This is a genomic window from Nonomuraea sp. SBT364, assembly GCF_001083785.1.
GTDB lineage: Bacteria > Actinomycetota > Actinomycetes > Streptosporangiales > Streptosporangiaceae > Nonomuraea.
This window is the reverse complement of the sequence record NZ_LAVL01000002.1, coordinates 1-18,047: the sequence shown is the minus strand read 5'-3', so window position 1 is coordinate 18,047 and position 18,047 is coordinate 1. Positions and strand designations below refer to the sequence as shown.

Below are 18,047 nucleotides of genomic sequence, written 5' to 3'. Positions count from 1 at the left end.
ACGCATGGCTACCCACAGTGATCAATTCGACACGCCGGACAGGATCAGCCCGCTGGTAGGCACCCCGGTGCCCGCGGTCACCAGCACGTTCCGCACCCCGCTCACCTGGTTGGCGGCCGTCCCGCGGAGCTGGCGCACGGCCTCGGCGATGCCGTTCATGCCGTGGATGTACGCCTCGCCGAGCTGCCCGCCGTGCGGGTTCACCGGCAGCCGCCCGCCGAGCTCGATGCCGCCGTCGCGCACGTACCCGGCGGCCTCGCCGCGCCCGCAGAACCCCAGCTCCTCCAGCTGCGTCAGCACGAACGGGGTGAAGTGGTCGTACAGGATCGCGGTCTGGATGTCAGCGGGCGTCAGCCCGGACATCTCCCACAACCTGCTGCCGACCACTGACATCTCCGGCAGGCCGGTCATGTCATCGCGGTAGTAGCTCGTCATCATCATCTGCCCGGCGCCGGAGCCCTGGGCGGCGGCGGTCACGACGGCCGGGGTGCGGCGCAGGTCGCGGGCGCGCCCGGTGGTGGTGACGACGAGCGCCACCGCGCCGTCGCTCTCCTGGCAGCAGTCGAGCAGCCGCAGCGGCTCGGCGATCCACCGCGACGCCTGGTGATCGGCCAGCGTGATCGGCCGCCCGTGGAACCAGGCCGCCGGGTTCGTCGCCGCGTGCCGGCGCATGGCGACCGCCACCCGGCCGAGGTCCTCGGACGTCGCGCCGTAGGTGTGCAGGTAGCGGCGGGCGAACATGGCCACCCAGGCGGCGGGCGTCACCAGCCCGTACGGCACGTGCCAGCTCATCTCCATGCCCTGCGAGGACGGCTGCCCGCCGAGCCCGGCGTCCGGCTGGCCGAACCGGCGCCCGGAGCGCTCGTTGAAGGCCCGGTAGCAGACGACCGCGCGGGCCGCCCCGGTCGTCACGGCCATGGCCGCGTGCGCCACGGTCGCGCACGCCGCGCCGCCGCCGTAGTCGACCCGCGAGAAGAAACGCAGGTCACCGATGCCCACCTCGCGGGCGACGGCGATCTCCTGGTTGGCGTCCTGGGTGAAGGTGACCATGCCGTCGACCTCGGCCGGGGACAGCCCGGCGTCGTCGAGCGCGGCGAGCACCGCCTCGGCCGCCAGCCGCAGCTCCGAGCGGCCCGAGTCCTTGCTGAAGTCCGTCGCGCCGATGCCGGCGACGGCCGCGTCGAGCCCCGTCATGGCTGCCCGGCCGGCAGGACGAGGGTGACGGTGCCGGTGGCGTGGTCGCCGAGGCTGACCATGCCCCTGACCTCGACGGTGACCTCGCCCTCCGCGTGGGCGGCGACGCTGCCCCGCAAGCTCAGCCGGTCACCCGCGTAGGCGGGGACGCCCAGCTTGACGTTGATCCGCCTGATGACGGCCGCCGGTCCGGCCCAGTCGGTGACGTACCGCTCGATCAGCCCCATCGTGGTCAGGATGTTGAGGAAGATGTCCTTGGACCCCTGTGCCCTGGCGATCTCGACGTCGTGGTGCACGGGGGTGAAGTCCATCGTGGCGAGTGCGGTGGAGACGACCACCGTGGGCGTGAGGTCGAGGGACAGCTCGGGCAGCACCGAGCCCACCTCGACCTGCTCTTGCGTCAGCGTCCGCATCATGACTCCCGGGGCGTCCACACGGGCAGGACCAGTTCGTCATCCATCGGGCGGTACGTCACGCGCACCGGCATCCCGACATCCACCGATTCCGGCGGGCAGCCGACGACGTTGCCCACGATCCGCACCCCTTCCGGAAGCTCCACGACCGCCACGACGAACGGCGTCTCGCGCCCCGGCACCGGCGGATGGTGGTGCACCACGTAGCTGTAGACGACGCCCTCGCCGCCCGCCACCACGTGGGCGCGGTTCACCGAGTGGCATCGGGGGCACATCGGGCCGGGCGGGTGGCGCAGCTCGCCGCAGTCGGCGCAGCTCTGGACCCGCAGCTCGCCCCGGCGCACCCCCTCCCAGAAGAACGCGGTGTCCCGGTTCACGGCGGGCCGGAGCGGGTACGGCTCGGCCCGCTTCTCCGGCGGCCGGAACTTCAGCACCCTGAACAGCATCTCGGCCACCGGCTCCCCGGCGTCGGCGTACCAGGTGATGACCCAGGTGGCGAAGAACCCCACGCCGAGCGCCGTCCGCTTGGGTCCGGCCAGGTCGGTGAAACGGGTGGCGGGGGTGAGCAGCTCGCCGACCCGCGCGTAACGGTGGTAGGTCTGCTCGCAGTTGGTCGCCACCACGCCGGTGTAGCCGGCCGCGTCCAGCGCGGTCATCATGACGTTCACCGGCGAGCGGTCGCCGGACACCGGCGCCTGCATGGTCCACACCTGCGCCATCGCCGGCGGGGCCACTCCCGTGTCCAGGTAGACCGGGTTGGCGTCGCCCATCGCGGACAGCCAGTGCCTGATCATCGGCACGTTGACCGGGTCGGCCGCCGGGGCGCCCGCCACCTCGCCCAGCGCGGCCTGTTTGGCGGCCAGCTCGCGCAGTTCGCCGTCGCCCGTCATCGCGGCGGCCTGGGCAGGCTCAGGCCGAGCATGGCGATCAGCTCCCGCTGCACCTCGTTGACGCCGCCGCCGAACGTCAGCACCACCGCCCCCTTGACCGCCTGGTCGGTCCGCGCGATGAGCTCGGCGGTCTCGGGGTCGGCCGGGTCGCCGTACCTGGCCAGGATGCCGCCGAGCAGCCGCCCCGCGTCCTGCATGCGCTCGGAGCCGTAGACCTTGGTGGCCGACGCGTCGGGGGCGCCGAGCCAGCCCAGGTCCATGTTGGCGGCGACCTGCCAGTTCAGCAGCTCGTTGGTGCGGAACCAGGCCCGTACGGCGCCGAGCGCGCGCCGTACTTCCGGCTCGTCGGCCAGCCCCGTGCGGCGGGCCCAGGCGAGGAAGCGGTCGTAGGTCTGGCCGAGGTTCCCGGCCGGGCCGAGCGTGACGCGCTCGTGGTTGAGCTGGTTGACGATCAGGTCCCAGCCCTTGTCCACCTCGCCCACGACCATGTCGGCGGGGACGCGCACGTCGGCGTAGTAGGTGGAGTTGGTGTGGTGGCGGCCGTCCATGGTGACGATCGGCGTCCAGGAGAAGCCGGGGTCGTCCGTCGAGGCGATCATCATGGTGATGCCCTTGTGCTTCTTGGCCTCCGGGTTCGTGCGGGTGGCCAGCCAGATGTACTGGGCGTGGTGGGCGCCGCTGGTGAAGATCTTCTGGCCGTTGACGACGTAGTGGTCGCCGTCGAGCACCGCCGACGTGCGCAGCGAGGCCAGGTCGGTGCCCGCCTCGGGCTCGCTGTAGCCGATGGCGAAGTGGCACTCCCCGGCCAGGATGCTCGGCAGGAACCGCTCCTTCTGCTCGGCCGTGCCGTACTGCATGAGGGTCGGGCCGACCGTCTGGAGCGTGATGATCGGGTACGGGACGCCGGCTCGGGCGATCTCGTTGGCGAAGATCTGCTGTTCGAGCGGGCCGTGGCCGCCTCCGCCGTACTCCTTCGGCCAGCCGAGCCCCAGCTTGCCGTCCCGGCCGAGGCGGCGGCAGTGCGCCATGTACGCCTCGCCGAACGGGTCCTCGGCGAGCTTGGCGCGGTCGTCGGGGGTGAGGCAGGCGGCGAAGTACTCGCGCAGCTCGTCGCGGAGCCGGCGCTGCTCGGGGGTCAGGTCGATGAGCATCAGGCGAGCCCTCCGATCAGGTCGAGCTGGGCCTCGGCGCCGCCGAGCAGGTGGGTCAGGTGCTTGGCCTGCGCGAAGTAGCGGTGCAGCGGGTAGGTGACGTCCAGGCCGAGGCCGCCGTGCAGGTGCTGGCAGGTGTGCAGCGCCCGGGCCGCCTCCTCGGCGTGCAGCGCGGCCACGGCCAGGTCCTCCTCGGCCGGCAGGCCGGCGCCCAGGCGCCAGGCGCCGGACCACATGGCCACGTCCAGCGCCCGCCCGGCGATGTAGACGTCGGCGATCTGCATGGTGACGGCCTGGAACTCGGCCAGCGCGCGGCCGAACTGCTTCCTGGTCCTGATGTAGGAGGTGGTCAGCTCCAGCGCGCCGGCCAGCACGCCGCTCGCCTGGGCCGTGACCGCCGCCGTGAACAGCCGCCGCACGTCTCCGGCCGCCTCCGGCCCGCCGACCCGCTCGGCGGGGAAGCGCTCCAGCGTGATCGTGGCGGCGGGCTCGCCGGTTGAGGTGAACTCGGGGGTGGCGGGCGGCTCGTGGACCAGGAACAGTCCCTGGTCGGCGGTGACCAGCACGTCCCCGCCGGAGTGGGCGACCCCGCACTTGCGGCCCGTCAGGAACCAGCCGGCGGCCAGATCGGCCGGCGCCCGCTCGGCGATGGTCGCCGGCGGGGCGGTCAGGGCGCGGCCCGGCTCCCTGAGCGCCACCGTGGAGGGGGTCTCGCCGGCCAGGCGGCGCTGCTGCTCGGGGCTGCCGTGCCTGCTCGCGGCCAGCGTGCTCACCAGCGTCTCGCGCAACGGCCCGGGGGCGGCCCCGGCGCCGAGCTCGCGCAGCACGACCGCCATCTCGACCGGCCCCAGTCCTGCGCCCCCCGCGTGCTCGGGGACGCAGATCGCCGTCAGGCCCGCCTCGCGCAGCGCCTCCCACAGCCGTGTCCCGTCCTGTTTCTCCTCCCTGGCCAGCAACTCCGCGGTGAGGGTACGCAGGTCCCGCTGGGTCTCGTCGAGGTTGAAGTCCATGCACCACCACCAAGCGCTCGGTCGGTAGAACCGCAAACTAGAACAGATTCTAATATCTGTCCAGAGGTCGCTTTTATTGATAAGTCCAGATTTAGCCGTGTAACGCCAAAGACATGCATCTATACGGCTTGTTAGTGACTGGCGAGTAACAAGCCGGGTTATCGAGAAATCAGATAACGTGTTCTCATGCGCACTCCGCAGGCGGCCGTCGCCACGCCCCCCGCCGACCCTGAGGGGCCCATGGAGCACCACCCCGCGCCCGGCGGCAACAGCGTCCGTTCGCGCAGCCAGCACCAGCGGCGCAAGCGCATCGTCCAGGCCGCCGCGGCGCTCGCCTCCCGGGGCGGCGTCGAGGCGATGCAGATGCGCACGGTCGCCGAGCGGGCCGGCGTCGCCCTCGGCACCCTCTACCGCTACTTCCCCTCCAAGATGGACCTGGTCGTGGCCGTCGTCGGCGAGGAGATCGACCTCCTCGAAAGCAGCATCCAGCGCCGCCCGCCGAGCTCCCCGACCGCCTCCGGCCGCGCCGTCGACGTCCTGATGCGCGCCACCCGCGGCCTCATGCGCGAGCCCGAGCTGGCCGACGCCCTGATCAGGTCGCTCATCCTCGCCGAGGTCGAGACCCCGTTCGGTGACCGCATGACCGGCCTGCTGCTCCGCGTCTCGGCCGACGGCCTCGACCCCGCCCGGGCCTCGGAGGAGCAGCTCGCCCTGGCCGGCTCCCTGTCGAGCATCTGGGTCCAGGAGCTCCTCGAGATGCTCCGCGGCCGCCGCACCTACGACCAGATCCAGCGGCGCATCGAGATCGCCTCCGACCGGCTGCTGAGCGACCTCTGACCGAGCCCTCAAGGGCCGACGTGCACGTATGAGGCCCAGAAGACGGGGAAGCCGGGCCGCCGGGCGCGCAGGGCGCGGATCGCGACGTGCAGCGCCGTGGCCGCCGCCGCCGGGTCCGGATCGCGGGTGCCCCCCGCCGTCAGCACCGCGTACACCTCGGCCGCGACGGCGGGGGCGTGCAGGTCGCTGATCGGCCACAGGGCGCCGATCACGTGCGGGAAGCCGGCGAGCTGCACCGCGGTGGCGATGGCGACGGCCTCGTCGGTCAGCACGGCGCCCCCGCGCGAGGTCTCGCAGCCGCTGAGGAAGGCGAGCTCGGCCCGGGGAAGGTGACGCACCGACAGCTCCCGCACGGTCAGCGGCCGGTCGTACAGCAGCAGCCGGGCACTGGAGGGATCGGTGGGGTCCTGCACGGCATGGCAGGCGAAGTGCACCACGGCGCTGTCGTCGAGCTCCGCCAGCACCCGCTCGTGGGTGGCGGCGTCGCCGTACAGCTCCACCCGCTGCGGCAGGCGCGGGCGCACGGCCTCCAGCTCCAGGTCCACGCCCTTCAGCACGACCTCCCCGGCGACCGAGGGGACGCCGACGACCATCGCCGGGCGATCCGCGACCGGTCCGGCCTGGTCTCGGGCGTGCTTCAGGGCTCGCAGCGTCGGCGTGTAGCTGGAGATCACCCGTTCCGGCGCCTCACCGGCGGCGTGGATCGGCAGGAGCGACAGCGGGCCTGTGGGGCACCACCAGACCCTGGTCACCGGGCCCAGCGCCGCCAGCACCGGCCCGGTGACGTGGTCCCAGAGCCAGCCGAGGCAGGCGACGATCTCGTCGTTGTCCCTGTCCTCCACCGCGCGGGCGAACCCGGCCGCCCGCTCCTGTGCCCGGCCGGAGGTGATGGCGAGCGGCAGGGCCCGGATCTCGTCGGAGGTCACGAGCAGGGCGTCGCAGCCGTAGCGGCTGACGTTCAGGACGGCGACGGGACCGTCGGCGGCGACCCGCAGCAGGCTCTCGCGGCGCGGCGGCCCCAGGAAGTCCGCGAACCCGGGCAGCGCCCGGATCTCCGCGATGATCTCCTCTCGGCGCCGTCGCAGGGCGGGCCGCTGGTCCAGTTGCCGCGCACGGTCGGCGGCCGGGTCGTCGGACAGGTCGTCGGACAGGTCCATGCGTTCGGCGAAGGCCAGGGCGTCCTGCACCTCCCCGAGCGCGTCCGCGAGCGGGGGCACGGCGGCGTGCAGCAAGGCCCGGGAGGTGCGGTGGTCGATGACCTGGGTGAGCATGACGCCACGGCCCTCCTCCAGCAGTTCGAGGGCGGCCCCGGGGTCGCCCGCCCGGATCGCCGCGGCCGCCGCGTCGCGGGCCAGCCCCTCGTAGGCCCGCAGCACCCGCTCCTGGTCGTCGCGGCCGAGCCCGCGCCAGGCCGCCTCGTGCAGCGCGGAGACGGCCGCCGCGAAGCCCTCGGCCGCCTCCTGGGCGAGATCCGCCTCCATGGCGAACTCGCCCCACCGCCGCCCGACCTCGACCCGCCAGTCGGCCGCCGCGGTCTCCACCTGGCTCGCCTGCCGGTAGCGCGTGACGGCCTCGTCGCGGGGAGCCGGGGAGCCCGTCATCCGCCACTGGTCGGTGAGTGTCTCGGCGAGGAAGTACAGCGAGGTCGAGGCGCCCGGGTCGGCCGGCGGGCAGGTGTCCACCGCCGCCCGCATCATGCGGACCGCCCGCCTGAGGTCCCTGGCCCTGCCGGTCACCTGGAACCGCTTGCGCAGCGCGCCGCCGAGGTGGGCGTACGCGGCCGTCCCGCCCGACGGTTCGGCCCTGATGGCCTCGTTGAGCAGCGCGATGGCCTCCTCCAGGTCCGGCTGGTCGGCGTCGGCGGCCTCGGGCGTCCACTCGCCCAGCGCCTGCGCGATCATCGTCCGCAGGTTCGCCGCCGTCAGCCCCGGCGACAGGGCCCTGACCAGCAGGGCGCCGCCCAGGTTGACCGTCGTCCTGGTGTGCAGCGCGGTGCCGGGCACGGCCGCCGCCCTGGCGTCGCGGAAGGCGTCGATCGCCTCGTCGAGGTCCTCGCCTGTCTGCAGGAGCACCGTGCCGAGGTTGTTGAGGACGCCGGGCCGCTGGTCGTTGCCGGGGTGCACGGTGAGGACGGCCTCGCGGGCCCGCTCCACGGCCTCCCGCAGCGCCGCCGTCTGGCCGGTGAACCGGTAGCGCTCCAGCAGCACGGAGGCCAGGTTCCCGAGATATCCCGGGCGGTACGGGCTGCTGTCCGGCGTGGCGGCCACCGCGTCGCGCATCACCCGGGCGGCCTCGTCGGTGTCCTCCCCCCGGCGGGTCCGCTCGTAGCGCTGTTCCAGCGTGGCGCCCAGGTTGGCCAGGTACAGCGCGTAGTTCTGGTGGTCCGGCCCGGTCAGGGTGACGGCGGCCCGATGGCTGTCGACTGATTCGTCGAGCTCGTCCAGGTTCCCGGTGAGCTCGTACCTGTAGGAGAGGGCGGAGCCGAGGCCGGTCAGCGCCATCGCGCGCTCGGCGTGCTGCGGCGACTCGGCCAGGGCTCGCCGGTAGGAGCGGACGGCCTCGTCGAGGACCCGCCGGCCACCGCCCCGGTGGAACTTCAGCATCAGCGCGTTGGCCAGGTCCGACCGGTACATCCCCACGTGCTCGTCCTGCGGATCGGCGGCGGCCACTCCCCGGCGCAACGCGTCGATCATCTCGTCCAGGTCGCCCGTCGTGCCGCTGAACTCCATGCGCAGCCCCAGCACCGCGCCGAGCCCGATCAGCAACTGCGCCGTCTCGGGGTGTCCGGGCGGCGCCTGCGCCACCGCCTGGCGGAACAGTTCCACCGCCTGGTCGGCCCGATCCAGCCGGCCGGAGCTCCGGACGTCCTCGATGAGCATGCCGCCCAGACCGGCGAGGTAGCGCGACCTGCCGCCGGGCCCCATGAACTGCTCGGTCGGCAGCGTACGGAACCGCTTCAGCATCTCGGGGGTGATGACCGGGATCTCGTCGACCGCCATCAGCGCTCCCAGCAGGAGCTGAATCTCCTGTTTGACCGGCTCGGACGCCTCGCCGTACCGCGCCCGCACCTCCTCCATCGCCGCCTTCAGCTCCCGCGCGTTCGCCGGCTCGTCGGCGACCAGCACCAGGGAGCTGGCGAGCTTGGCGAGCCGCCACAGATAGCGGTCGCCCGCCCGGTCCGTGCGGCGCACCGACTCGCGTAAGGCTTCGATGCCACGGAGCAGGTCGGCGCGGTCGAGGGTCGCCTCGTGCCGGAGCATGAGGGCCATCCCGTAGTTGGCCAGCACCAGCGCCCGGTCCTCGAGCTCGCCGCCGAGAGCGGCCGCGTACAGCTCCAGCGCCTCCTCCAACCGGCCGGGAACCGTTCCGCGCTGGTTGCCCAGCACCGTCGCCAGCCCGGCCCGGGCGTCCGCCAGCCCGGGCCGCGCCGCCAGCCCCGCCACGGCCCGGCGGTGCAGGCCGATCGCCTCCTCCAGGTCGGCCTCCACGCGCAGCACGCCGTAGCGCATGCTCATGGCGTTGCCCAGGCCGGCGAGCAGCGCCGGGTCCTCGTCGCGCCGCAGGGCCCGCCGATAGCCGGCGATCCCGGCCTCCAGGGCCTCGACGTCCCCCGTCCGCATGAACCGCTCGATGTGCTCTTCCGGTCTCAACGGCCCCTCCGCCTCTTGCCGAATCCGAACCTGACCACGCCGAACCCGGTCAGCCCGAGCGCCGTCACGGCCAGCCCCGCCACGATCACCGGCTTGACCGGCTCGGGCACCGGGACGCGGTAGCCCAGCGCCTGCACCGCCGTCAGCATCATGATCAGCGCGCCCACCACGGAGGTGCTCAGGACGCCGAACCGCTCCCACCGGCGCCCGCTCTCCTCAGCCCGGCTCTGCATCCGCTCGGCCAGCACCTGGTCCGCGATGGCGGCGATCTCGCGGGCCCGCTCGCGGCTCGCCTCGGCGTACGCGAGCTCGTCGTCCATCCGCGTCAGGAACCAGTCGGTCAGCGTCAGATCGTCGTCGAGGGCCTGCGCGCGCATGTTGTGCCGGGCGATCTCCACGCTCCGCCGCATCTCGCGCAGCCGCGTCACGACCCAGATCAGCCCGGCCCCGGCGATCTGCCGCTCGGCCAGCTCCCGCCGGGCCGACGGCAGCCCGTCGCCGTCCAGCATCCTCAGGAGCTCGTCGACCTGCTCGTCCACCCGGGCCCGCGCCGCCCGTACGCTCTCACCGCCCGCGTAGAGCCGCAGGTGATGGCGGACCTTCGCGGCGTGCATCAGATAGCGGGCGAACGGCGCGAGCCGCCCGTCACCGCCGGTCCACGCCCACGCGTCGACCCGGGCCTCCAGCTCGCGTGGGGCCAGCATCGCGAACGTCCGCCGGCTCCGGGCGGCCTCCTCCCCGCCGACCTCCCACAGCACGACCCCGTCCCGGGCCGTCATCCGGCCGGCCGTCGCCGGCTCGGGCAACAGGGACAGCATCCTGCTCGTACGGTCCGCGTCCGGCGGGGTGGGACCGTAGGCCACGAACAGCCTGCACTCGCCCAGGACCCAGGCGCCGAGCTCCCCGCCCGCGCACCCGGCCCAGAGATCGGCCAGTTCCTTCCACGAGCCGCCCGTGAGCGTCACCGTCAGGCAGCGCACGTCGTGCTCCACCCGCAGCACCGCCTCGCGCAGCGGCTCGCCAGGGGCGGACCGCACCTCGACCGGCCCCCGCGTCCTGACGGCCATCCCCAGCCGGTCGCCGAGGGAGTCCCAGATCTCGCGGACCCGCTGCTCACCCCGCGCCGCCTCCGGCCCCGTGGCCGCCGCGAACACGTGGACGACCAGCCCGGGGTCCGCCGGGTCATCCTTGTTCATCGGCCCCGTCCGCGACGGGGACGGACAGGCTGTGGATCAGCTCGTTGACCCGCTCGCGGATCTGCTCCGGCATCGGCGTCACCGGCCGGTCGGGGAAGCGGGAGGCGATCCGCATCGGCCCGGCCAGCTCCAGGTGCCCGAGGTCCGCCGACACGTCCGGCGAGGCCGCGAGCCTGTCCACGGCCGCGCCCACGTCCGGCCACCACGGCTCGGGAAGCTCCCAGTCGAGCGCCTCGCGCAGCCGCGCCACCGCCTCGTCGTGCATGCCGATCCTCCCTGGGGACATCACTCGCTCCGGAGCACGCGGCTTCAGTGTGCGCGCCACCGGGCACCTCCGCCAGAAGCCGGCCGAAACCGGCCTCCTACCAGGGGAAAGAGGCGATCTGTCGGTCGCGTCGTCTATACAGGAAGGTATGACCGACAAGCCGTCAAACGAGGATTTCCTCCGGCAGGCTGACCCGATGCGCCGGGAGCTGCTCGCGCACTGCTATCGCATGACGGGGTCGGTGCACGACGCGGAGGACCTGGTCCAGGAGACCTATCTGCGTGCCTGGCGCGCCTATGACGGGTTCGAGGGGCGTTCGTCCCTGCGGACGTGGCTCTACCGCATCGCCACCACCCAGTGCCTGACCGCGCTCGACAACCGGGGGCGCCGGCCGCTGCCCACGGGTCTGGGCGCGCCGGCGACCGAGCCGGCCGCGCCGCTGGTCGAGCGCAGGGAGGTGCCGTGGCTGGAGCCGGTCCCCGACGGGATGGTGGGCGCCGGGGGCGACGACCCGGCCGCGATCGTCACCTCGCGCGAGAGCATCCGGCTCGCGCTCGTGGCCGCCCTGCAGCACCTGCCGCCGAGGCAGCGCGCGGTCCTGATCCTGCGTGAGGTGCTCAAGTGGCGGGCGGCGGAGGTCGCCGAGGCGCTCGACACCACGACGGCCGCCGTCAACAGCATTCTGCAGCGGGCCCGGGCTCAGCTGGAGCAGGTGGCGCCCAGCCTCGACGACCGGCCGGAGCCGCTGACGCGGGAGCAGAGCGAGCTGCTCGACCGCTACGTCAAGGCGTTCGAGAGCTACGACATCCAGACCATCGTCGACCTGTTCACCAAGGAGGCCGTCTGGGAGATGCCGCCCTTCGAGGGGTGGTACCAGGGGCCCGACGCCATCGCCGAGCTGGTCGAGACCCGATGCCCGGCCCAGGCTCCCGGCGACCTTCGGCTGGTGCCGACGGGGGCCAACGGCCAGCCGGCGTTCGCCCTGTATTTCCGCGACGGCGACGGCTACCGGCGGTTCTCGCTGGTGGTGATCGACTTCGACGGTCCGTTGATCAGCCATGTCGCGATGTTCTTCGACCTGCGGCTGTTCGACGTGTTCGGGCTGCCGCAGAGCCTGCCCGCCGGGGCTTTCGCCGGAAAGTAGAACCAGTTACAGTCGCCACCAGAGCATCGTTCTGGAGGTGGCTGTGGGGACACCCGTGATCGTCGAGGCCGTACGCACCCCGATCGGCAAGCGCGGCGGGCAGCTGGCCGGTCTAAAGCCGCAACAGGTGCTGGCCACGGCGCTGAACGGCCTGATGACGCGCACCGGCCTCGATCCCGCCGTGGTCGAGCAGGTGTTCGCCGGGTGCGTGACCCAGGCCGGTGAGCAGGGCGGGCACGTCGGCCGGCACGCCTGGCTCTACGCGGGCCTGCCCTACCAGGCGGGCGTCACCACCGTCGACGCGCAGTGCGGATCCTCTCAGCAGGCGGTGCACCTGGCGGCGGCGATGATCCGGGCCGGGGTGATCGACGCGGGCGTGGGCTGCGGGGTCGAGGTGATGAGCCGGGCGCCGCTCGGCAGCAACGTGTTACCGGCCCAGCCCCGGCCCGACGACTGGAGCATCGACCTGCCCGACCAGTTCACCGCCGCCGAGCGGATCGCCCGGCGGCGCGGGCTCACCCGGGAGCGGCTCGACTGGTTCGGCGCGCGGTCGCAGCGGCTCGCGGCGAAGGCCTGGGCCGACGGCCGGTTCGCGCGGGAGGTCGTGCCCGTCGGGGACGTCACCCGCGACCAGGGGCTGCGCGACACCACCGTCGAGGGTCTGGCCGCGCTCAGGCCGGTCCAGGGCGAGGGCACCCTGCACACCGCCGGGACCTCGTCGCAGATCTCCGACGGGGCCGCCGCCGTGCTGGTGATGAGCGAGGAGGCGGCGGTCAGGCACGGGCTGCGCCCGAGAGCGCGGATCCTGGCCCAGGCGCTCGTCGGCTCGGAGCCGTACTTCCATCTGGACGGGCCGGTGGACGCGACGGCGCGGGTGCTCGCGGCGGCCGGCATGTCGGTGGGCGACATCGACAGGTTCGAGGTGAACGAGGCGTTCGCGTCGGTGGTGCTGTCGTGGGCGAGCGTGCACCAGCCGGACTTCGACCGCGTCAACGTCAACGGCGGCGCGATCGCGCTCGGCCACCCGGTCGGCGCGACCGGCGCGCGGCTGATCACCACCGCGCTGCACGAGCTGGAACGCTCGGACTCCTCGACGGCCCTGGTCACGATGTGCGCGGGCGGCGCACTGGCCACGGCCACGATCCTCGAGCGCGTCGCGTGAGGGGACGAATCCTGAAAAGCCATTCCCATCCTCCCGCCCCCGCACCCACACTCGACCCAGGACACGCACGCACGACGGGGGCCACTCGATGACACGAACGCGGCGCAGGCCGTATGCCGAACAGCGCACGCGGGACCTCGGCGGCGGGGTGTGGAGCGTGCCCGTGCCGATCCCCGGCAACCCGCTCGGCTACACGCTCGTGTACGCCGTCGAGTCCGCCAACGGCCCCTTGCTCGTCGACGCGGGCTGGAACCACCCGGACGCCTGGGCGGCGCTGCGGGACGGCCTGGCCGTCGCCGGCATGGACGTGGCCGACGTCAGCGGCGTGGTCGTCACCCACTTCCACCCCGACCACGCCGGGCTCGCCGGACAGGTCCGGCAGGAGTCGGGCGCCTGGATCGCGATGCACGAGGCCGACGCGGCGCTGGTCGCGATGATGCACGGGCTGGCCCAGGACGAGCACCGGGACTTCCAGGCGGAGATGCTGAAGCGGGCCGGCGCGGACCCGGAGGAGGTGGCGGCCGTGTCCGGCAACCGGGGCGAGCCGCCCGCGCGGCCGGACCGGGAACTGCGCGACGGCGACCTCATCGACCTGCCGGGCCGGAAGCTGCGGGCCGTGCACACGCCCGGCCACACGCCCGGCCACGTCTGCCTGCACCTGGAGGACGCCGACCGCCTGTTCACCGGCGACCACGTCCTCCCCGACATCACTCCCCACATCGGGATCTATCCCTATGACAGGGATGACGTCGATCCCTTGGGTGATTTCCTGGACTCCCTGCATCGCGTCGGCGAGCTCGGTCCCCTCGACGCCCTGCCCGCCCATGAGTGGACTTTTCCTGATGTGGCGGCACGGGCGGCCCAGATCCGCGACCATCACGAGGAGAAGCTCGAAGGGCTCCACACCCAGCTCCGCGACCGGGCCGAGCCACTGACCATCTGGGAGAGCGCCGCCATGATGACCTGGAACCGGCCCTGGGCCGACCTGCCGCCGATGCTGCGCGGCATGGCCGCCGGCGAGGCCGCCGCACACCTGCGCACCTTGGAGGCCCGCGGCGCGATCCGCCGCGTCACGGGCGGCGGCGCCGTACGGTTCCAGGCCCTAGACTCCTAGACATCCGATGTCTAGGGGGAAGATCGTGGCGGTCACCGACGCGGCCATCGACAAGATCAAGCAGATGATCCTCTCCGGCGAGCTGGCCCCCGGCGACAGGCTGCCCAAGGAGTCCGACCTGGCCGAGCGCCTCGGCCTGTCACGCAACTCGCTGCGCGAGGCCGTGCGCGCCCTCGCCCTGATCAACGTCCTGGACGTCCGGCAGGGCGACGGCACCTACGTCACGAGCCTGGAGCCCCGGCTGCTCCTCGACACCATGTCGTTCGTGCTCGACCTGCACCGCGACGACACCGTCATCCAGTTCTTCGAGGTGCGCCGCATCCTCGAACCCGCCGCCACCGCCATGGCCACCGAGCTGATGACCGACGAGGAGATCGACGAGCTGCGCGCCATCCTGGAGTCGCTGCCCGCCGACCCGACGATCGAGGAGCTCGTCGCCAACGACCTGGAGTTCCACCAGCGGATCGCGCGCGGGTCGGGCAACAGCGTGCTGTGCTCGTTCATCGAGAGCCTGTCCGGGCCCACCACCCGGGCCCGGATCTGGCGCGGCCTCACCCAGGAAGGCGCCATGGACAAGACGCGCGAGCAGCATACGGCCATCTACGAGGCCATCGCCGCCCGCCAGGCCGACGTGGCCCGGTCCTGGGCCACCGTCCACATAGCGGGCGTCGAATCCTGGCTGCGCAAGGCCCTGGACTAGTGCCTTCCCTTGCCCCGGAGGCTCAGGCCCTTCGGGAAGCTCGGCACCTTGCCCACTTCGTCGTGGTCGATGACCTCCTCGGCCGACGGCAGCGGGATCGTCTGCAGGCGGCCCCACTCGGAGAAGCGGGTGTCGACGCTCTTCAGCCACGCGCCCTTGGCTGAGATGTCGGTGGTCATGAAGCGCTGGATCCGGCCGGAGGAGTCGGTCCAGAGCTTCCACGCGACCTTGGCCTTGGCCTTCGCCTTCGAGTTGACGCCGTTCACGTCGATGGCGTAGGTGCCGCCCGCGGCCTTGCTCAGCTCGGCGTACGTCACGTCGCCCCGGAAGTAGTAGCCGCCCGAGACGGCCTTGCCCTTGGCGCCCTTCAGCGTGACCTTGAGGCTCGCCGGGTCGAACACGTCGATCGTCTGCTGGGTGGTCCAGAACTCCGGCCTGACCTGGCCCTCGGGATACCGGTAGACGACCCAGTTCTTGTCCTTGGGCAGCGCGACGTCCGTCGTCGTGTAGAGGGCGTCGCCGCCGGCGACGGCCCGCGTCTCGTCCTCCGGTGCGCTGACTCCGACGTCACGCACGCTCAGGTACGTGGCGACGGGGCCACCGGGGCCGAACGCGATCCCGCCCTGCCGCCGGGAGCGCGTCTCGGCGCCGAGCAGGCGCGCGACCTCGGTGAAGTCGACACCCCGCTCCGCGCGGAACTGCCTCTTCATCGCCTGCACCGGGTCGGGTGCGGCACTCTGCGCCGCGGCGGCGGCGTTCGGGGCCAGCGCGAACAGCGCGGCGGCCGCCACGACGATCCATCGTCTCATCGGAGTCTTCATCCTCATCTGGAAGTACGGAACGGGGTGAGATCGAAGCTGGACAGGTCGAGAGGGCGGTCGAGGAATTCGCCCCAGTCCATGACCTCGTCGGCGGGCGGCGGCGTGATGATCATCCGCTGCCCCCAGCCGGAGTAGCGCGTGTCGGCGCCCTCGTCGAACGGGCCCTTCTCATTGCTCATCAGGCGCTTGACCAGGCCCTGCCTGTCCGTCCAGAGGCGCCAGGAGATCTTCCGCCCGGCTAGCTCGCCGAGGGAGCCCTTGCCGAACCTCATGGCGTAATAGCTCGTGGACGCCCGGTAGAGCTCGGCGTAGGTCACGACGCCCTGGTAGAGGTGCCCTCCCGGCACACTCTTGACCTTCGAGCCCTTGAGGACCGCCTTCAGGACGGCCGGATCGAGCACGTTGATGGTCTGACCGCTGAGTACGAGGCCGGGCAGCGGGATGATCTCGACGCCCTTCGGAGCCTTGAAGCCGAGCCACCGCTTGCCGGAAGGCAGCTCCAGCCCGTCCGCACCCATGAAGATCTGACCCGGGGTGATGATCATTTGGACATCGTCCAACAGCTCCCCGTGCTTCTGCGGGACACCGGAGAAGGTCACGTACGAGGCGACGGGCCCGTCAGTCCCGAACTGGATCCCGCCCTTGACGCGGGTCCTGCTCGTCGAACCGCCGCGGAAGGTCACGCGTGACACCTCGGCGACATCGACGCCGCGTTCGGCGCGGAGCTGTTTCTTCAACGCCTGTACGGGATCCGGCGGGGCGGGCTGCGCGGCGGCGGCGTTCGGGGCCAGCGCGACCAGCGCGGCAACCGTCAGGACGATCCAGCGTCTCATGGCACGTCTACATCCTCATCGGGGGGAAATGCGGATAGATCATCCTTGCAGAGCCATAACCGGGTAGGAGCCATTTGTGGCCGACAAACTTCACAAATACCGAAGCAAACGTGACGCCCGCCGGACCCCCGAACCCGTCCCCCAGGACGCGCCACAGCCGCAGGGCGGCGACGCGTTCGTCATCCAGGAGCACCACGCCCGCTCCCTGCACTGGGACCTGCGCCTGGAACGCGACGGCGTGCTCGTCTCCTGGGCCGTCCCCAAGGGCCTGCCTGCCGACCCCCGCACCAACCACCTGGCCGTGCACACCGAGGACCACCCGATGGAGTACCTCACCTTCCACGGCGAGATCCCCCAGGGCGAGTACGGCGGCGGCACGATGACGATCTGGGACCGGGGCACGTACGAGACGGAGAAATGGTCGGACCGCGAGGTCAAGATCGTGCTGCACGGCGGCCGGGCCGAGGGCAGGTTCGTGCTGTTCCGGACGAACGGCAAGAACTGGATGATCCACCGCATGGACCCGCCGGTCACCGACCCGTTCCCCGACGTGGCGCCGATGCTGCCCGTGCCGCGCAGGTCCGCGCCGCGCGACGCCGCCGCGTACGCCTTCGAGTTCGCCTGGGGCGGGCGCCGGCTGCTCGTCCCCGTCCGGGGCGGGCGCACCGACGCCGCCAGGGAGCACCCGTGGCTGCGCCCGCTGGCGGAGTCGTTCGGCAGCCGCACGGCGGTGCTCGACGGCGAGCTGACCACGCTCGCGGGCGCCGAGGTGCTGGTCTTCTACGACCTCCTGTACGACGACGGGCACGCGCTGGTGGATCGCCCGTACCGCGACCGGCGGGCGGCGCTGGAGGCGCTCGGCCTGTCGACCTCCCGGTGGCAGACCGCGCCCTCCTGGCCGGGCGAGGCCGGCACGGTCCGGCAGGCGGCCCGCGAGCAGGGACTGCCGGGGATCGTCGCCAAGCGCCTCGACTCCCCCTACGAGCCCGGCGAGTCGGCGTCCTGGCTGTTCCTGCCATCCTGACGCCGTACCCGGCCGACGGCCTTGTCGGCGGCCTTGCCGGCGGCCTTGCCGGTGGCCTTGTCGGTCGCCAGGACGGTGGTCAGGACGGTGAAGGCGAGGGCGACCAGGAGGGCGCTCACCCACAGGGGCGAGCGGAACCCGTAGCCGGCGTCGATGGCCAGGCCGCCCAGCCAGGGGCCGAGCGCCGCGCCGACGTTGAACGCCGCCGTGGCGTACGCGCCTGCCAGCAGCGGTGCGCCCGCCGCCGCGTACAGCGCCTGGGAGATGAGCGTCGAGCCGACGGCGAACGCCAGCGCGCCCTGTGCGAGCACGAGCGCGATCGCCGCCACCGGGCTCCCGGCGGCCAGCGCGAACACCACCCACCCGGCCAGCAGGCACGCCCCACCGGCCACCAGCACCCGCGCGGGCCGCCTGTCGGCCAGCCGGCCGGCGGCGGTCACGCCCGCGAACGACCCGGCGCCGAAGAGCGCCAGCACCACCGGCACCCACGCCGCGCCCAGGCCCGCGACCTCGGTGACCACCGGCGCCAGGTACGTGTAGGCACAGAAGGTCGCCCCGTTGACCAGCGCGCCGAGCAGCAGCGTCACCCGGAGCCGCCCGTCACGCAAAGCCCGCAACTCCCCCCGAACCCCCGCCCCTCCAC

At 72.7% G+C, this 18,047-nt stretch carries 16 protein-coding genes and 1 pseudogene; 6 read left to right on the top strand and 11 right to left on the bottom strand.

Going from position 1 to position 18,047, the window contains the following annotated elements:
* Positions 1-21: 21 nt before the first annotated feature.
* Genes ADY59_RS01550 through ADY59_RS01530 form a run of 5 tightly spaced genes read right to left on the bottom strand, consistent with a single transcriptional unit; the run spans position 22 to position 4,658 of the window.
* Positions 22-1,194 carry a lipid-transfer protein gene (locus tag ADY59_RS01550; protein ID WP_049556723.1) on the bottom strand — a complete coding sequence of 391 codons (1,173 nt, stop codon included), beginning with the start codon at positions 1,192-1,194 and terminating at the stop codon, positions 22-24.
* Entirely contained in the window at positions 1,191-1,610 is a 420-nt protein-coding gene (locus tag ADY59_RS01545; protein ID WP_049556983.1) for a MaoC/PaaZ C-terminal domain-containing protein, read from the bottom strand. The genes ADY59_RS01550 and ADY59_RS01545 overlap by 4 nt, the downstream gene beginning before the upstream one ends.
* Positions 1,607-2,497: a bifunctional MaoC family dehydratase N-terminal/OB-fold nucleic acid binding domain-containing protein gene (locus ADY59_RS01540; protein ID WP_049556721.1), complete on the bottom strand. Its 891-nt coding sequence runs from the start codon at positions 2,495-2,497 to the stop codon at positions 1,607-1,609. The genes ADY59_RS01545 and ADY59_RS01540 overlap by 4 nt, the downstream gene beginning before the upstream one ends.
* The gene (locus ADY59_RS01535; protein ID WP_049556719.1) at positions 2,494-3,648 is read right to left on the bottom strand and encodes an acyl-CoA dehydrogenase family protein; all 1,155 of its coding nucleotides are present in this window, start codon (positions 3,646-3,648) and stop codon (positions 2,494-2,496) included. The genes ADY59_RS01540 and ADY59_RS01535 overlap by 4 nt, the downstream gene beginning before the upstream one ends.
* Positions 3,648-4,658: an acyl-CoA dehydrogenase family protein gene (locus tag ADY59_RS01530; RefSeq protein ID WP_049556717.1), complete on the bottom strand. Its 1,011-nt coding sequence runs from the start codon at positions 4,656-4,658 to the stop codon at positions 3,648-3,650. The genes ADY59_RS01535 and ADY59_RS01530 overlap by 1 nt, the downstream gene beginning before the upstream one ends.
* Before the next feature lie 186 nt (positions 4,659-4,844).
* On the opposite strand from ADY59_RS01530, the gene ADY59_RS01525 reads away from it, so the two are divergent.
* Positions 4,845-5,495 carry a TetR family transcriptional regulator gene (locus ADY59_RS01525; RefSeq protein WP_082309771.1) on the top strand — a complete coding sequence of 217 codons (651 nt, stop codon included), beginning with the start codon at positions 4,845-4,847 and terminating at the stop codon, positions 5,493-5,495.
* 8 nt (positions 5,496-5,503) lie between these two features.
* Here ADY59_RS01525 and ADY59_RS01520 read toward each other — a convergent pair whose 3' ends face one another.
* The 3 genes from ADY59_RS01520 to ADY59_RS01510 are packed head-to-tail and all read right to left on the bottom strand — an operon-like array spanning position 5,504 to position 10,606.
* Positions 5,504-9,145 carry a CHAT domain-containing protein gene (locus ADY59_RS01520; RefSeq protein WP_049556713.1) on the bottom strand — a complete coding sequence of 1,214 codons (3,642 nt, stop codon included), beginning with the start codon at positions 9,143-9,145 and terminating at the stop codon, positions 5,504-5,506.
* Positions 9,142-10,341, bottom strand: a complete 1,200-nt coding sequence (locus ADY59_RS01515; RefSeq protein WP_049556712.1) for a CATRA conflict system CASPASE/TPR repeat-associated protein — start codon at positions 10,339-10,341, stop codon at positions 9,142-9,144. Before ADY59_RS01515 ends, ADY59_RS01520 begins: the two co-directional genes overlap by 4 nt.
* Complete coding sequence (locus tag ADY59_RS01510; RefSeq protein WP_049556709.1) at positions 10,328-10,606, bottom strand: CATRA system-associated protein; 279 nt, start codon at positions 10,604-10,606, stop codon at positions 10,328-10,330. Before ADY59_RS01510 ends, ADY59_RS01515 begins: the two co-directional genes overlap by 14 nt.
* 148 nt (positions 10,607-10,754) lie before the next feature.
* Here ADY59_RS01510 and ADY59_RS01505 point away from each other — a divergent pair, with 148 nt between their 5' ends.
* The 4 genes from ADY59_RS01505 (at position 10,755) to ADY59_RS01490 (ending at position 14,726) form a co-directional block, all read left to right on the top strand.
* Entirely contained in the window at positions 10,755-11,750 is a 996-nt protein-coding gene (locus tag ADY59_RS01505; RefSeq protein ID WP_049556707.1) for a sigma-70 family RNA polymerase sigma factor, read from the top strand.
* Positions 11,751-11,793: 43 nt separating this feature from the next.
* The gene (locus ADY59_RS01500; RefSeq protein WP_049556705.1) at positions 11,794-12,912 is read left to right on the top strand and encodes a steroid 3-ketoacyl-CoA thiolase; all 1,119 of its coding nucleotides are present in this window, start codon (positions 11,794-11,796) and stop codon (positions 12,910-12,912) included.
* Between the two features lie 88 nt (positions 12,913-13,000).
* Positions 13,001-14,026, top strand: a complete 1,026-nt coding sequence (locus ADY59_RS01495) for an MBL fold metallo-hydrolase (RefSeq protein WP_049556703.1) — start codon at positions 13,001-13,003, stop codon at positions 14,024-14,026.
* A gap of 7 nt (positions 14,027-14,033) precedes the next feature.
* Positions 14,034-14,726 (top strand): FadR/GntR family transcriptional regulator, encoded by a 693-nt coding sequence (locus tag ADY59_RS01490; RefSeq protein WP_231618490.1) that lies wholly within the window; start codon positions 14,034-14,036, stop codon positions 14,724-14,726.
* Here ADY59_RS01490 and ADY59_RS01485 read toward each other — a convergent pair.
* Together ADY59_RS01485 and ADY59_RS01480 are read right to left on the bottom strand one after the other, a co-directional pair.
* Positions 14,723-15,535, bottom strand: coding sequence for a hypothetical protein (locus ADY59_RS01485; protein ID WP_049556699.1), 813 nt, complete (start codon positions 15,533-15,535; stop codon positions 14,723-14,725). The genes ADY59_RS01490 and ADY59_RS01485 overlap by 4 nt on opposite strands.
* Before the next feature lie 14 nt (positions 15,536-15,549).
* Complete coding sequence (locus ADY59_RS01480) at positions 15,550-16,380, bottom strand: hypothetical protein (protein WP_049556697.1); 831 nt, start codon at positions 16,378-16,380, stop codon at positions 15,550-15,552.
* Between the two features lie 76 nt (positions 16,381-16,456).
* On the opposite strand from ADY59_RS01480, the gene ADY59_RS01475 reads away from it, so the two are divergent.
* Positions 16,457-17,404 (top strand): DNA polymerase ligase N-terminal domain-containing protein, encoded by a 948-nt coding sequence (locus tag ADY59_RS01475; protein WP_049556695.1) that lies wholly within the window; start codon positions 16,457-16,459, stop codon positions 17,402-17,404.
* Here the strand turns inward: ADY59_RS01475 and ADY59_RS01470 are convergent.
* Positions 17,359-18,047: pseudogene (locus ADY59_RS01470) on the bottom strand (MFS transporter); the annotation flags it as partial. The gene ADY59_RS01475 and the pseudogene ADY59_RS01470 overlap by 46 nt on opposite strands.